At 73.9% G+C, this 14,068-nt stretch carries 8 protein-coding genes; 7 read left to right on the plus strand and 1 reads right to left on the minus strand.

Translation table 11 applies throughout. The features are described from left to right. The first annotated feature begins 76 nt into the window (after nucleotides 1-76). Entirely contained in the window at nucleotides 77-364 is a 288-nt protein-coding gene (locus tag HKK73_RS01330; RefSeq protein ID WP_043659635.1) for a hypothetical protein, read from the plus strand. Between the two features lie 197 nt (nucleotides 365-561). On the opposite strand, the gene HKK73_RS19405 is transcribed toward HKK73_RS01330, so the two are convergent. Beyond that, a complete protein-coding gene (locus HKK73_RS19405) occupies nucleotides 562-900 on the minus strand; it encodes a hypothetical protein (RefSeq protein ID WP_085386802.1) in 339 nt (112 codons plus the stop codon). Between the two features lie 67 nt (nucleotides 901-967). On the opposite strand from HKK73_RS19405, the gene HKK73_RS01335 reads away from it, so the two are divergent. The 6 genes from HKK73_RS01335 (at nucleotide 968) to HKK73_RS01360 (ending at nucleotide 13,955) form a co-directional block, all read left to right on the plus strand. Beyond that, nucleotides 968-5,209 carry an SCO7613 C-terminal domain-containing membrane protein gene (locus HKK73_RS01335; RefSeq protein WP_171467258.1) on the plus strand — a complete coding sequence of 1,414 codons (4,242 nt, stop codon included), beginning with the start codon at nucleotides 968-970 and terminating at the stop codon, nucleotides 5,207-5,209. A 174-nt stretch (nucleotides 5,210-5,383) separates the two neighbouring features. After that, on the plus strand, nucleotides 5,384-6,097 hold the full coding sequence (locus HKK73_RS01340; protein WP_031317155.1) for a LytTR family DNA-binding domain-containing protein: 714 nt from the start codon (nucleotides 5,384-5,386) through the stop codon (nucleotides 6,095-6,097). Continuing rightward, nucleotides 6,094-7,476 carry an ATP-binding protein gene (locus HKK73_RS01345; RefSeq protein WP_171467259.1) on the plus strand — a complete coding sequence of 461 codons (1,383 nt, stop codon included), beginning with the start codon at nucleotides 6,094-6,096 and terminating at the stop codon, nucleotides 7,474-7,476. Before HKK73_RS01340 ends, HKK73_RS01345 begins: the two co-directional genes overlap by 4 nt. Nucleotides 7,477-7,818: 342 nt before the next feature. Continuing rightward, nucleotides 7,819-10,218 carry a glycoside hydrolase family 3 N-terminal domain-containing protein gene (locus tag HKK73_RS01350; protein ID WP_085386799.1) on the plus strand — a complete coding sequence of 800 codons (2,400 nt, stop codon included), beginning with the start codon at nucleotides 7,819-7,821 and terminating at the stop codon, nucleotides 10,216-10,218. A 128-nt stretch (nucleotides 10,219-10,346) separates the two neighbouring features. Then, entirely contained in the window at nucleotides 10,347-10,763 is a 417-nt protein-coding gene (locus HKK73_RS01355) for a hypothetical protein (RefSeq protein WP_021482261.1), read from the plus strand. 198 nt (nucleotides 10,764-10,961) lie between these two features. Further along, complete coding sequence (locus HKK73_RS01360) at nucleotides 10,962-13,955, plus strand: glycoside hydrolase family 3 C-terminal domain-containing protein (RefSeq protein WP_253705737.1); 2,994 nt, start codon at nucleotides 10,962-10,964, stop codon at nucleotides 13,953-13,955. The last annotated feature ends 113 nt before the right edge of the window (nucleotides 13,956-14,068 follow it).

Genomic DNA, 14,068 nt, shown 5'->3' on the forward strand with positions numbered 1-14,068 from the left:
GGGAACCGAATCAACGCACCTGCTGCTTGTCTATGCACGAAGTGGCTCTGGGGAAGACGAGCCACGAGTCTCGTGCGTGTCCGACCTGGCCGAGATCACACACGTCGAATCAGAGCTCGCCCGCATCAACCCAGAGCTCGAAGTGCGCTGGGAATCGGTCCCGTGGCAGCACACCGAACCAGGAGTTGGCCGTGTTGGATCCGACGTGGTGCACGTCGTGAGCGTAGGAAGCCCCCGAAACTTGATCGGTCTACGGGCCTTTGACAGCAGGCACGATGCCGAGTCGTTCGCCGTCGACTATGCCGAGGAGACAGTTGTCGAGACCTGTCGACTGAACGACATCGACCGGCAAGCGCTGGAATGAGCTGAAGGCGCCCCAGATGCTCCGGGGCGGGGTAGGGCCCGGTCGTCGCGCAGCGACCGGCCCCTGCTCGACGTCGGAAGTCATGCCCCGTGCTCCACACGGAGCGGTCTCGCGGTGTCAGCCACCCATCCGATAGAAGATTGCCCCTTCCCAACCCGCCGCTGTTCGCCTCGATGTCGCGAACCGCGCCCAGCTTTCTAGCGCAGCGAGGTACGTGGCGTAGTCGTCGGTGTGCCAGTGGCGAGCCGCATGTCTGTCTTCTCGTTGATCCACGTGAGCACACGGTTGTCCAGCACGGGCGCAGCGATCTCATGGTCGTGGACGCCACGCGCGGTTGCGGTGTACAGCCACTTCGTGAAGAACGCGGGGCCGCGTTGCTTGACGCGTCCGAGCAGAGAGTTGTTCAGGCACCGGTAGCCCACGATGGCTCCGACTCGGCGGGCGACGTATGTCGACCGCGTCCTCGACACGGCGCTGGGCGGGCTGCGCCCGCGCTGACGCGCGCGGTTCCTCACGACCGCGGCCGAGCTCTTCACCGGACCGCCACGCGACCCCCTGTGGACGTGTCCCCAGGCGCCTCACAGGTTCGCCAGGATGTCCGTCATGAGAGAGCCGTGGGTCGACGTCGCGCTGGCGCGACTCCCCGAGACGCGTTCCTGCCCCGCGTGCGCCGCGCCGTTGCGGTCGTCGCGGTGCGACCGGTGCCTGCTCGACCTCGTCGGGCCGCTCGCGTTCGAGGTGGCGGCGGCGTCGACCGACGCGGCCGACGCGCTCCGGCGGCGCCAGACCGCCCTCGACACGCTCCGGGCCGCCCAGCCCGAGGCGGCCGCGTGGGCCGCCCGTGCCGCCGTCGCGCCCCCGCCCGGCATGCTCCCCGGCATCCGGCCCGGTGGTCGGCCCGGCGCAGCAGCGGGCGGCGGCTGGGGGACCCCGGCGGGCCCGCCGCCGATGCGCCCGCTCGACACGGCCGGGCGCGGCGCGGCGGGGCCTCGCTCGTCGACCCTGTCGCCCGTGGCCGGACCGGGTGGGCCGGCGCGTCCCGGAACGGCCGGCCCGGTCGTGCCTGTGCCAGTACCTGTGCCGGGGCCTGCGGGCGCGCGCGCCGGTGGCGTCGGTCCGGGTGCGGCCCCCGCGCGGTCCGTCGGCCTCCAGCCCGTCCTCGCCGGGGCGGGGGCCGGGCTGCTCGCCGTGGCCGCCGTCGTCTTCGTGTTCTTCACGTTCGCCGACGACCTGGCCCTGCGCGCCCTCGTCACCGGGGTGGTCACCGCGCTCACGGTCGGTGCCGCGGTGCTCCTGCGGTCGCGCGGACTGCGGTCGTCCGCGGAGGCCGTCGCGGCGCTGGCCGTGGTGCTCGCGCTGGTCGACGTCGAGCTCGCGCTCAGCGCGTGGGCGCTCGACCCGGTGGGTGCCGCCGCGGCGCGCGCGACGCTGCTCGCCGTCGTGCTCGTCGGCCTCGGCGTCGTGGGCGAGCGGGCGCGCGTCCGGGCCTGGGTGACGGGCGCCGTCGTGCTCGGTCCTCTCGTGCCGCTGGTCGCGGCGCCCGCGGCGCAGGCGTCGTGGGGCTGGGCGGTCGCGCTCCTCGTGACGGCGTGCCTGACGGCGGTCGCCGGCCCCGTCGCCGCGGCGGCGGGCGCGCGCGTGGGCGGCACCCTCGGCGCGGAGCGCGGGTTCCTGGGCGTCGTGCGCACGGTCGCCGTGCTCCTCGCGGTCCTCGTCGGGTTCACCGTCGCCGCGCCGCCGGGGCTGCCCGGGGGAGCGGGTGCGGCGCTCGTCGCGCTCGGGGCGGCGCTCGTCGCGACGCTGCTCCGGGTCACGACGGGCGAGCGGCGCTGGTACGCGGTCGGCGGCGCCGCGGCGGTGCTCGCCGGCGCGCTGCTCGGCACGGGTGACGGCGTCGGCTTCGTGGGCCTCGCGCCCGCGCTCGGCGCGCTCGCGTGGGTCGTCGTGCTGGTGCTCACCGGCCGCCGCGTGTCGGCGGGGGTGCTCCGGGTGCCGGTCCCGCCGATCGGGCGCTCCGACGCGCTGCTCGGGGGCGCCGTCGTCGTGCTCGTCATGGCGGGCCCGGCCCTCGCGCTCGCGGGCCTGCGGGCCGCCGAGGTGCTCGTGACCCCGACCGCGGGGACGAGCGCCGTGCTCGACGCCGCGCCGCTGGGCGTGGGCGTCCTGTCCGCCGGGCTGGCGGGCGAGGGCACGGCGCCCGGGACCGTCGGCGCGACGCTGCTCGACGGCACGCTCGTCGGTCTCCTCTCCGTGCTCGTCGTCCTGCTCGTCGCGGCCCGGCTCCCGCTGCGCACGCCGCGGACCGCGCCCCTCCTCGGTGGGGCGCCGCGGCTCGGGACGGCGCCGCTCGTCGTGACCGGGCGCGCGCTCGCGCCCTGGGCGGCGCTCGTGCTCGTCCTCACCCTCGTGCTCGACCCGCGGCTCGCGGGCGTCACGTCGCTCGTCCTGCTCGCGCTGCTCGTCGCGGTGCTGCTCGTCGCGACGGCGCGGACGGCCCCGGCCGCCGCGCCCGCGGGGACCGACCGCTCGGCGGCGGCCGCCGCGGGCGCCCCGTCGCCCGGGGCCGTCGTGCGCGCCGTCCGGCGCGGGCTGGGACGCGCCCTGCGCCCCGTCGGGCGCCTCGTGCCCGGCCCGCGCACCGCCGTCCGCCACGGTCTGCTGCCCGTCGGCCGGTCCGAGCGGCGGGCCGCGCACGCCGCCGCCGTCGCGGGCACGGTCCTCGCGCTCGTCCTCCTCGTCGCCGGGTCCTGGGTCGCGCGCCCGACGGCGACCGCCGGGGCCGTCGTCGTCGGCCTGCTCCTCCTCGCGGCGCGCGCCGCCGCGCCGCGCGCCCTGCACGCGCCCCTCGTCGGGGTCGCGTACGGGTACGCGCTGCTCGTGCTCGGGGTGACGCTCGCGTGGAGCGGCGCCGGGACGGTCGCCGTGCTGTGCGGGGTGTCCGGCGTCGCCTCGCTCGCGGCGCTCGCGGTGACGCTCGCGCCGCGCGTCGACCGGGACTCGTGGTGGGCGGTCCTCGGCGTGACGGCCGTGCCGTTCGGGCTGGGCGTGCTCACCGTCGTGGACGAGCGCAGCACCTGGTCCGTCGCGGCGTGCCTCGCGATGCTCGCGCTCGAGGTCGTGCTCGTCGGCTCCCGGCGCCCGGGCTCGGTGACGGCGCTGCGCGTCCTCGCCGCGGCCCTCGTGCTCCCGACGGCGGCCGTCGCCGTGGTGAGCGCGGGCGCGCTCGTGCTCCCGGGCAGCGGCTCGCCCGTCGTCCTGCCCGTCGTCGCCGTGCTCGTCGCGGCGGCGCTCGCGGGGGCCCGGCCGCTCGCGGCACGGCTCGACCTCGGCGCCGGCCGCGTCGCCATCGAGGCGAGCGCGGCCGTGACGGGGGCCATCGCGGTCGGGCTCGCCTACGGGCGCCCCGCCGCGGGGCCGACGATCGCCGTCGCCGTGCTGCTCCTGCTCGCCGTCGGCGCAGGGCTCGCCGCGCGCGACCGCGACCGGCGGGGGGAGTGGTGGCTCGCCGCCGTCCTCGGCACCGCGGCGCTGTGGACGGCGCTCGCGGCCGCCGAGGTCGGGCTCGTCGAGGCGTACACCGCGCCGCCCGCGGTCGCCGCCGTCGTCGTGGGCGCGCTCCTCGCCCGTCGTGCGCGGCGCTGGTGGGAGCTCGCGGGCGCGGGTCTCGTGCTGCTCGTCGTGCCGTCGGTGCTCGTCCTGGGCGCGGCCCCGGGCGCGGGCGACGTCCGCGCGTCGCTGCTCGTCGTCGCCGGTGCGGTGGCGGTGGCCGGTGCGGTGCTGCTCCGGCAGGGGACGACGGAGGGCGGCGTCGCCCCGGCCGCGACGACCCGCAGCGCGTGGCGGCGTGCCGGTGCGCTCCGGCTCGCCGGGGCCGCGGTGCTCGCCGCGGTCGCCGGGACGGTGGAGTCGCTGCACGTCGCGCACGTGCCCGGCGGTGGTGCGCTGTTCGTCCTCGGGTTCGCGTGGGCGCTCGCGGCGGGCGGCGTGGCGCTCGGTGCCGGGCTCGTCGCGGCGCGCGCGGCGTCGGGTCGTGCCGCCGCGGCGGCGCGGCGCTGGGCCGTCGCGCCCGCCCTGACGCTCGTGGTGGTCGGCGCCGTCGCGAACGTGCGACCCGTGTGGGGCGTCATCGCGACGGTCTGGCTCGTTGAGGTCGCGCTGCTCGCGGTGCTCGTGGTGGGAGTGCGTCGCGCCGTGCGCGGGCGGCTCGACCTCCCGCCCGCGTGGTTCTTGTGGCTGCTCGCCCTCGTCGCCGCGATCGGTGCGTGGTCGCCGCGCGAGCTGCGCGTCGAGGTCTTCTCCCTGCCCCTCGGCGCCGGGCTCCTCGTCGCGGGCTACCTCGCGCTCGCGGCGGGCACCGCGGGCACGACGAGCACGACGAGCACGGCGGGAACCGCGGGCACGGCGGGCACGGTCCCGAGCGGACCGAGCGGTCTCCCGGCAGCGCCCGCGCGCACGGCCCGGCCCCTCGGCGGCTGGCCCGTCGGCGTCGTCGGGTCGTGGCGCACCCTCGCGCCCGGGCTCCTCGCGCTCGTCGGGCCGTCGGTGCTCGCGACGTACACCGACGCGCGCACGTGGCGCGCGATGCTCGTCGTCGTGCTCGCGCTCGCGGCGGTCCTCGTCGGGACGCGCAAGCACCTCGCGGCGCCGTTCCTGCTGGGCGTCGCCGTGCTGCCGGTCGAGATCCTCGTGGTGTTCGTCTCGCAGCTCGGCACGCGCATCTCCGCCGGGCCGTGGATGCTCACGCTCGCCGCGGCGGGCGGCCTGCTGCTCATCATCGCGACGTACTACGAGCGGCGGATCGCCGCGTACGACGGCGCCGCCGCGTACGTCCGGGACCTGCGCTGACCGAAATCCCTACCGGGTGGCCCGTTTCTCCGCCGGGTGGCCCATAATGTTCGGGATCCGCCGCACGACGGCGGGCTCATCGGCAACGTAGGCGGGGGCGAGGCCGCGACGGCACACGGAGGTGTCCGGTCGTCGGGCCGCGCCCCGGGGGCGCAGTCCCTGGAGAACGGCATCGTGATCAGGATCGGCATCGTGGAGGACGACCCCGCGAGCAGCGCGCTGCTCGTGGAGTACCTGCGACGCTACGAGCAGGAGCACGGCGAGCAGTTCGCCGTCGCGCTCTTCGCCGACGGCGAGCAGGTGGTCACCGGGTACCGGCCGGACTTCGACATCCTGCTGCTCGACGTCGAGATGCCGAACCTCGACGGCTTCAGCGCCGCCCGGCGCATCCGCCAGGTCGACGCGGACGTCGTCCTGATCTTCATCACCAACATGACCCAGCACGCGATCAAGGGGTACGAGGTCGACGCGCTGAGCTACATGCTCAAGCCGCTGCGGTACTTCGCGTTCTCCCAGGAGCTCAAGCGGTCCGTGGCCCGGCTCCGACGGCGGTCGGCCGACTACCTCCTTCTCGCGGTCGACGGCGGCCTGGCCCGCGTCGCGACCGACGACATCGTGTTCCTCGAGAGCGCGAAGCACCGCACCACCGTGCACACGGTGGACGGGAGGCACTCCGTCGTCGGGCCGCTCAAGGCGCTCGAGGCCCAGCTGGAGGGCCGGGACTTCTTCCGGAGCAACAGCGGCTACCTCGTGAACCTGCGGCACGTGCTCGCGGTCCAGGGCAGCAGCGTGCTCCTGGTCGGCGGGCACGACCTGCTCATCAGCCGGGCGCGGAAGAAGGCGTTCCTCGCGGCCCTCACCGACTACCTCGGGGCGCGACGGGCATGAGCGCCGCGACCGACCTCATGGCGACCCTGCCCGACATCCCGCGCGCGCTGACAGGCCTCGCGGAGTGGCTCGCGTGCCTGGTCTACGTGCTCCTGCGCCGACGGCGCCTGCCGCGGGCCCGGCTCGTGGCGCTCGCCGTCGCCGCCCTCGCCGCGCAGGTCGGGGTGCAGGCGCTCGCCGACCTGCTGCCGCGCCAGCTGTGGACCGTCGGGATGGCCGCCGCGGTCGCGTGCATGTACGGGTTCATCGTCGCGGCGGCGCGCGTCTCGGCGCGCGACGCGGGGTACTTCGCGGCGCGCGCGCTCGTGCTCGCCGAGCTCGTGGCGGCGCTGCACTGGCAGGTCCACTGCTTCTTCTTCCTGCCCGACGGCCGACCCGGCACGGCCTGGCAGGTCGCGTTCTTCGTCCTCGTGTACGCGGTGGGGTACGGGGTCGCGTACGTCGTCGAGTCCCGCCACTTCCGCCCCGACCAGGAGCTCGACGTCACGGTCGGCGAGCTCGCGTCGGCGGTCGCGATCGCGCTCGTCACGTTCTTCATGAGCAACATCAGCTTCCTCAACGCGAACACGCCGTTCAGCGGACGCCTCGGGCTCGAGATCTTCTACATCCGCACGCTCGTCGACCTGTGCGGGTTCGTCGCCCTCTACGCCCAGCAGGGCCAACGGCTCCAGCACCAGGCGCGGTCCGAGGTGCGCGCCATCGACGAGATGCTGCGCCGGCAGCACGAGCAGTACCTGCAGTCGAAGCGGAACATGCAGATCGTCCACCGCAAGTACCACGACCTCAAGCACCAGATCGGGGTGATCCGCGCCGAGGCGGACCCGGGCCGGCGCGCGTCCTACCTCGACCACCTGGAGGCCAGCATCTCCGGCCACGCCCGGCAGGCCGACACCGGCAACGGCGTGCTCGACGTGATCCTCACGACCAAGAGCCAGGAGTGTGCGGAGCGGGACATCGACCTCACGTGCGTGGTCGACGGCGCCCTGCTCGACTTCATGTCCGCGATGGACGTCGCCGCGGTGTTCGGCAACGCCCTGGACAACGCGATCGACGGCGTCATGGCCGTGCCAGACCCGGAGCGGCGGATCATCAAGGTCGCGGTCTACGCGCGCGACCGCTTCGTGCTGCTCACGGTCGAGAACTACTTCTCCGGCGAGCTCCGCACCGAGGGCGGGGACATCGTCACCCGGCGCGCCGACCGCACCCGGCACGGGTACGGGCTCAAGTCCATCCGGTACACCGCGGAGAAGTACGGCGGGTCGATGACCGTGAACACCGAGGACCGCTGGTTCCTCCTGCGCGTCCTGCTGCCCATGCCGGAGGACCGTCCGCCCACGGGCTCGCCGCGGCAGGCGGCGTCGGCCACGCACCCGGCGTAGACCCGCGCCCCGCGGCCACGGACCCCGGCCCGGAGTTGCGCGGACCGCCGCACGGACCGCCGCCCCGGAGGCCGCCGGACGACCCGTCCGGGCGGGACCTGGGACCCGCTCACCGTGACCCCGCCGTGACCTCGACGACCGTTCGTGGACGCAAAGCGACGGTTCGTGCACCCGGCCGCCCCCGCCGTCCGCCGCGTCCATAGCGTGACGGCGCGGCTCAGGGACCACGACGTCCCGGGCCTCGACGGGTTCGCAGAGCTCGCTGCGCCACGCACGCGCCTCCGGGTGGGTCGCCGGGGTCGGTGCGGAGCGGGTGGGCGCGGAGACGACAAGGGAAGGTCGATGAAGACAACGACAACGGCGGGACACCGCGACAACCGGGCGGGCCGCGTCAAGGGAGCGGCGGCGCTCGCGAGCCTCGCGCTCGTGGCCGCGGCGGGATGCACGGCGGGCACCACGGACGACGAGAGCGCGGCCGACGCGTTCACGACCCGGGAGGTCACGGACGGGACCACGTCCTTCGTGGTCGTCGACAACCCGGGCGACGGGCCCACGCTCTCCTACGGCAAGGACAGCGCGGTCGAGCTCCTCACCGAGGAGGTCGACGGCCAGGAGCTCGCGTTCAAGGACATGAACGCGAACGGGACGCTCGACACGTGGGAGGACTGGCGCGAGCCGGCCGAGGAGCGCGCGGCGGCCCTCGCCGAGGAGCTCACGATCGAGCAGATCGCGGGGCTCATGCTCTTCAGCTCGCACGAGCGGTCGCAGGCCGACGGCCTCACGGACGCCCAGAAGGAGTACCTGACGGACTCCCACCTGCGCAACGTCCTGCACGCGGGCCCGAGCGACGTCGAGGCGACCGTCACGTGGGCCAACGAGATGCAGGCCTACGCCGAGTCGCTCGCGACCGCGGACGAGCCCTACGTCCCGGTGAACTTCGCCTCCGACCCGCGCTCGACCGCGGGCTCCGGCGGCTACAACGCCGAGGGCGCCGACATCTCGCGGTGGCCGTCGAACCTCGGCCTCGCCGCGACGTTCGACGTCGAGCACATGGACAACTTCGCCGAGATGTCCTCCGCCGAGTACCGCGCGCTGGGGATCACGACGGCCCTGAGCCCGCAGATCGACCTCGCGACCGAGCCGCGGTGGCTGCGCGTCGGCGGCACGTTCGGCGAGGACGTCGAGCAGAACACGGAGCTGGCCGCCGCCTACGTGGACGGCTACCAGAGCACGACCGGCCAGGACGGCTGGGGCCCCGAGTCCGTCAACGCGATGATCAAGCACTGGGCGGGCGACGGCCCCGGCGAGGGCGGCCGCGAGGCCCACACCGACGCCGGCAAGTACGGCGTCTACCCGGGCGGCAACTTCGACGCGCACACCGAGGCGTTCCTCGGGTCGCTCGACTCCGCGGCCGTCATGTCGGCGTACTCGATCGCGCTCGACGGCGCGGGCGAGCCGCTGTTCGGCGAGCGCGTCGGCACGGCGTACGACGACACGCGCATGAACCTGCTCCGCGAGGAGAACGGCTACCAGGGCGTCGTCGTCACCGACTGGGGCGTCACGACCGGGATGAACGACGAGGGCGCGGTCATCGCGACCGGCTGGGGCGCCGAGGACCTCACCAAGGAGCAGCGCCACTACGAGATCCTCAAGACCGGGCACGACATGTTCGGCGGCAACAACGACGTCGCGCCGGTCCTCGCGGCCCACGAGATGTGGCAGGCCGACTTCGAGGCCGGCACGAACGACGTCGACGCCGACACGCGCTTCCGCGAGTCCGGCGCGCGCATCCTCACGATGTTCTTCAACCCGGGCCTGTACGAGAACGCGTACCTGGACCTCGACGAGTCCACGGCGGTCCTGGCGAGCGACGACAAGGTCGACGCGGGCTACGCGGCGCAGCTCGACTCGGTGGTCCTGCTGAAGAACGACGGCGAGACGGTCACCGCCGCGGACGCCGAGGCGTGGAAGGACAAGACGGTCTACATCCCGCGCAGCTACAACACCGGCTTCGCGAGCTCGTTCGGCCCGGGCGAGTACACCGAGGGCGCCGGGATCGACCTCGAGGTCGCCGAGCAGTACTTCGGCACCGTGCTCACCGACGAGGCCGTCACGGACGCCGACGACAAGGTCACGAGCTACACCGCTCCCGACCTGTCGGACGTCGACCTCGTGCTCGTCGGCATGGACAGCCCGGACAACGGCGGCACGTTCTCGAACATCGGGCACGACCTCGAGAACGACACCTGGTACCCGCTGTCGCTGCAGTACCGCCCGTACACCGCGGACGGCCCGAACGTGCGCCAGACCTCGATCTCCGGCGACCTGCTCCCGGACGGCACGCGCCAGAACCGCTCCTACTTCGGGAGCACGTCGAAGATCGCGAACGAGTCCGACCTCGACGCGTTCGAGCGCGCCGTGGCGGCCGTCGAGGCGACCGGCAAGGACATCCCGGTCGTCACCGTCCTCAAGGCGACCAACCCGGTCGTCCCGGCCGAGTTCGAGGCCGCGTCCGACGCGATCGTCGTCGGCTTCGGCACGAGCGACCAGGCGCTCCTCGAGGTCGTGCTCGGCCTCCACGAGCCCCAGGGCCGCCTGCCCGTCCAGTTCCCGAAGGACATGGACACGGTCGAGGCGCAGCAGGAGGACGTCGCGAAGGACATGACGCCCTACACCGACGCCGCGGGCAACGCCTACGACTACGGCTTCGGGCTGAGCTACGGCGGGCCGATCACGGACTGACGGACCGCACGGGCGGGCGGTCGCACGAGCGGCCGCCCGCCCGGGGCGGACGGCGCCCGTCCGGCGCCGTCCGGCCCCGACCAGGCCGCGGGGTGGGCCCGCGGCACGAACGAACCAAGGAGCAGGAAGTGAAGCGGAACAAGGCGCTGACCACGGGGATCGGGCTGCTCGTCGCCGTCACGGGGGCCTTCGGGCTGACGGCGTGCGGGAGCGGCGACGACTCCGCCGCCGGGCCGTCGTCGTCCGAGAGCCAGGCGACCGACGTCGACGTGGCGACCGACCTCGAGAACGCGCGCACGGCGGTCGCCGACGCGCTCGCGGAGGACGACAGCTGGGCGCAGATCATGCTCGCCAGCGACGTCAAGGAGCCGACGGTCAAGTACGGCCTCCTCGTGGTGCCGTTCGTCCCCTCCGACGCCGCCTCGCGCGTCCAGGGCACGGTCGACATCAAGGACGGGAAGTACACGATCGAGGCCGACTCCGCCGAGACCGGCGAGACGTGGCAGATCGACCAGGACGGCACCATCACCCCGGCCGGGGAGTAGCCGCACCGCTCCCCGCCGTCCGCCTCCCCGCCCGCCTCGCCGGGCGGACGGCGAGGCGGACGGCGGGGGCACCGGACGGCACGGGTCGAGCACGGACGACCGTCCGTGCCGCAGAAACGACCGATCGTGCAGCCGCGGCGGGCGGCGCCGTACCCCGCTCCTAGCCTGAGGAACGGGCCGCACTCGAGGAGGAATGCAGTGAACGCCAGGGCGAAGAACGCCGACGGTGCCAGGACACCGATGTCGAACAAGAAGTTCCTGTGGATCTGGGTCCCCGTGCTCGCGACGGTGACCGTGCTCGTCGTCGTCGCGAACGTCGCGCTCAACGTCGCGGGCGGCTGGGTCGCGTCCCAGCTCGGGTCCGGCACCTACACGTTCACCAACTCCGAGGAGTCCTCGGGCTGGGACACCGCGTACTACACGGCCGAGCACGACAGCCAGGAGTCCGTCGACGAGGCCGCGAAGGCCCTCGTCGAGGAGATCGCGGCCGGCGGCATCGTCCTCGCGAAGAACGAGGCCGGCGCGCTGCCCCTGACGCCCGACGCCCGCGTGACCATGCTGGGCCGCGCGTCCGCGGACCCGGTGTTCGGCGGCTCGGGCTCCGGCTCGGTCGACACGAACTCGGCCGTGACCGTCCGCGGGGGCCTCGAGAACGCGGGCCTCACGGTCAACGACGAGGTCTACGCCTCGATCGAGGCGTTCGCGGCGGAGAACCCGCGCGGCCACATCGAGATGGACAACCCCGACGCGTCGAGCTACTCCGTCGGCGAGCTGCCCGTCGGCGACTACGAGGCCCGGTCCGGGACGTTCGCCGAGTTCGGCGACGCCGCGATCGTCACGATCGGCCGCCCCGGCGGCGAGGGCGGCGACCTCACGCGCGACATGACCGGCTGGGACGACCACGCCGAGCCCGGTCAGCACCAGCTCGAGCTGAACAAGGACGAGAAGGACCTGATCGCGCTCGCGAAGTCGAGCTTCGAGAAGGTCGTCGTGGTCGTCAACGCGTCCACGACCCTGGAGCTCGGCGAGCTGCAGGCCGACCCGGAGGTCGACGCGATCCTCCTCGCGGGCTCGCCCGGCGCCACCGGCTTCAACGCCCTGGGGTCGGTCCTCACGGGCGAGGTCAACCCGTCCGGCCGCACGGTCGACGTGTGGGCCGCCGACTTCACGGCCGACCCGACGTTCGCCAACTTCGGGAGCTTCTTCTACTCGAACGTCGAGGCGTCCTACCCCGTCTCGGCGGTCGAGAAGGCGACGTCCAACGCGACCGTCACGAGCAACGCGCCGTTCGTGAACTACAGCGAGGGCATCTACGTCGGGTACCGCTACTACGAGACCGCTGCGGCCGAGGGCTTCATCGACTACGACGACGCGGTGGTCTACCCGTTCGGCTACGGCCTGAGCTACACCGACTTCGCGTGGGCGGTCACGGGCACCGAGGCGGGCGACGTCGACGGGACCGTCGCGGTCACGGTCGAGGTGACGAACACGGGCACCGTCGCCGGCCGTGACGTCGTCGAGCTCTACTACTCCGCGCCGTACACGCCCGGCGGGATCGAGAAGTCCGAGGTCGTCCTCGGCGACTTCGCCAAGACCGGGACGATCGCGCCGGGTGCGAGCGAGACGGTGACCCTCGAGCTCGCCGTCGAGGACATGGCGTCCTACGACCACCTGGGCGCGAAGGCGTACGTCCTGGAGGCGGGCGACTACACGCTCAGCCTGCGCACCGACTCCCACACCGTCGCGGCGGGCACCGAGCCGATCACCTACCCGGTCGCGTCCGACGTCGTGTACACGGGCGAGGAGCACCGCGCGTCGGACCTCGCCGAGGTGACGAACCGGTTCGACGACGTCTCCGCGCGCTTCAGCGCCGACGGCGCGGACGGCACGGTCGTCCCGATGTCCCGCGCCGACTTCGCGGGCACGTTCCCGCAGGCCCCGACGGCCGAGCAGTCGGTCGCGGACGAGGCCACCCAGGAGGGCTTCGCCGCCTGGGACCACGAGGCCGAGGCCGCCGCGTTCGACGGCGAGATGCCGGCGACGGGCGAGCGCTCCGACCTGACGCTCGTCGACCTGCGCGGCCTGCCCAAGGACGACCCGCGGTGGGAGGAGCTGCTCGACTCCCTGACGGTCGGCGACATGACGGACATGCTCCTCAACGGCGCGTACCAGACGGCCGCGATCGCCTCGATCGCCAAGCCGCAGACGGTCGAGCCGGACGGCCCGGCGGGCTTCTCGTCCTTCATCAACTCGTCGATCAACGGCGTCGCCTACCCGTCCGAGGTGCTCATCGCGCAGACGTGGGACGTCGACCTCGGCACCGCGATGGGCACGATGATCGGCGAGGAGGCCCTGCAGAAGGGGCTCAACGGCTGGTACGCGCCCGCGGTGAACCTGCACCGCTCGCCGTTCGGCGGCCGCAACTTCGAGTACTACTCGGAGGACCCGCTCCTCTCGGGCCGCATGGCCGCCGCCGTGTCGAACGGCGCGGCGAGCAAGGGCGTCTACACGATGCTCAAGCACTTCGCGCTCAACGAGCAGGAGACGAACCGCGTCGACAACGGCCCCGCGACCTGGGCGACCGAGCAGACGATCCGCGAGATCTACCTCAAGCCGTTCGAGCTCGCGATCAAGGACGTCTCCCTGGACGTCCGCTACATCGCGGACGACGAGGGCACGATCGAGGAGACGACGGTCGGGGCGCTCGGCATCATGAGCTCGTTCAACCGCATCGGCGCGACGTGGACGGGCGGCTCGAAGCCGCTCATGACGGACGTGCTGCGCGGGGAGTGGGGCTTCGAGGGCTTCGCGATCACGGACTTCAACCTGTACCCGTACATGAACCCCAACGAGGGCCTCGACGGGGGCACGGACCTGACGCTCACCTTCCAGCCGTCGAAGTCGTTCGGCGACACGACGTCCGCGAAGGCCGTCACGGACATCCGGAACGCGACCCACAACATCCTGTTCACGGTGGCCAACTCGAACGCCATGAACGGGCTCGCCCCCGGCGCGACGGTCACCTACACGCCGCCCACCTGGGTCTACGTCCAGATCGGCGTGTCGGTCCTGCTCGGGCTGCTCGTCCTGGTCGGCGCCTTCCTCGTGGTCCGGCGCGTCCGCCGGCACCGGTCGGCGGCCGAGGAGGTCGCCGCACCCGCCTCCGAGCCGGCGGTCCCCGCCGCCCGGTAGCCGGTGACCACGGGCCTCCCGGGCGGGCGACCGTCCGGGAGGCCCGGCACCCGGCGCCGTCGGGCCGGTGGCGCCCACCACCGCCGGCCCGACGCCGGGGCCCGGACCGCCGC

The organism is Cellulosimicrobium sp. 72-3 (assembly GCF_013127315.1).
In the GTDB taxonomy this organism is placed as follows: Bacteria; Actinomycetota; Actinomycetes; order Actinomycetales; family Cellulomonadaceae; genus Cellulosimicrobium; species Cellulosimicrobium funkei.

Coding starts and splice junctions, on each gene's coding strand:
- HKK73_RS01345 (WP_171467259.1), top strand. CDS start 6,094: ATGAGCGCCGCGACCGACCTCATGGCGACCCTGCCCGACATCCCGCGC.
- HKK73_RS01350 (WP_085386799.1), top strand. CDS start 7,819: ATGAAGACAACGACAACGGCGGGACACCGCGACAACCGGGCGGGCCGC.
- HKK73_RS01335 (WP_171467258.1), top strand. CDS start 968: ATGAGAGAGCCGTGGGTCGACGTCGCGCTGGCGCGACTCCCCGAGACG.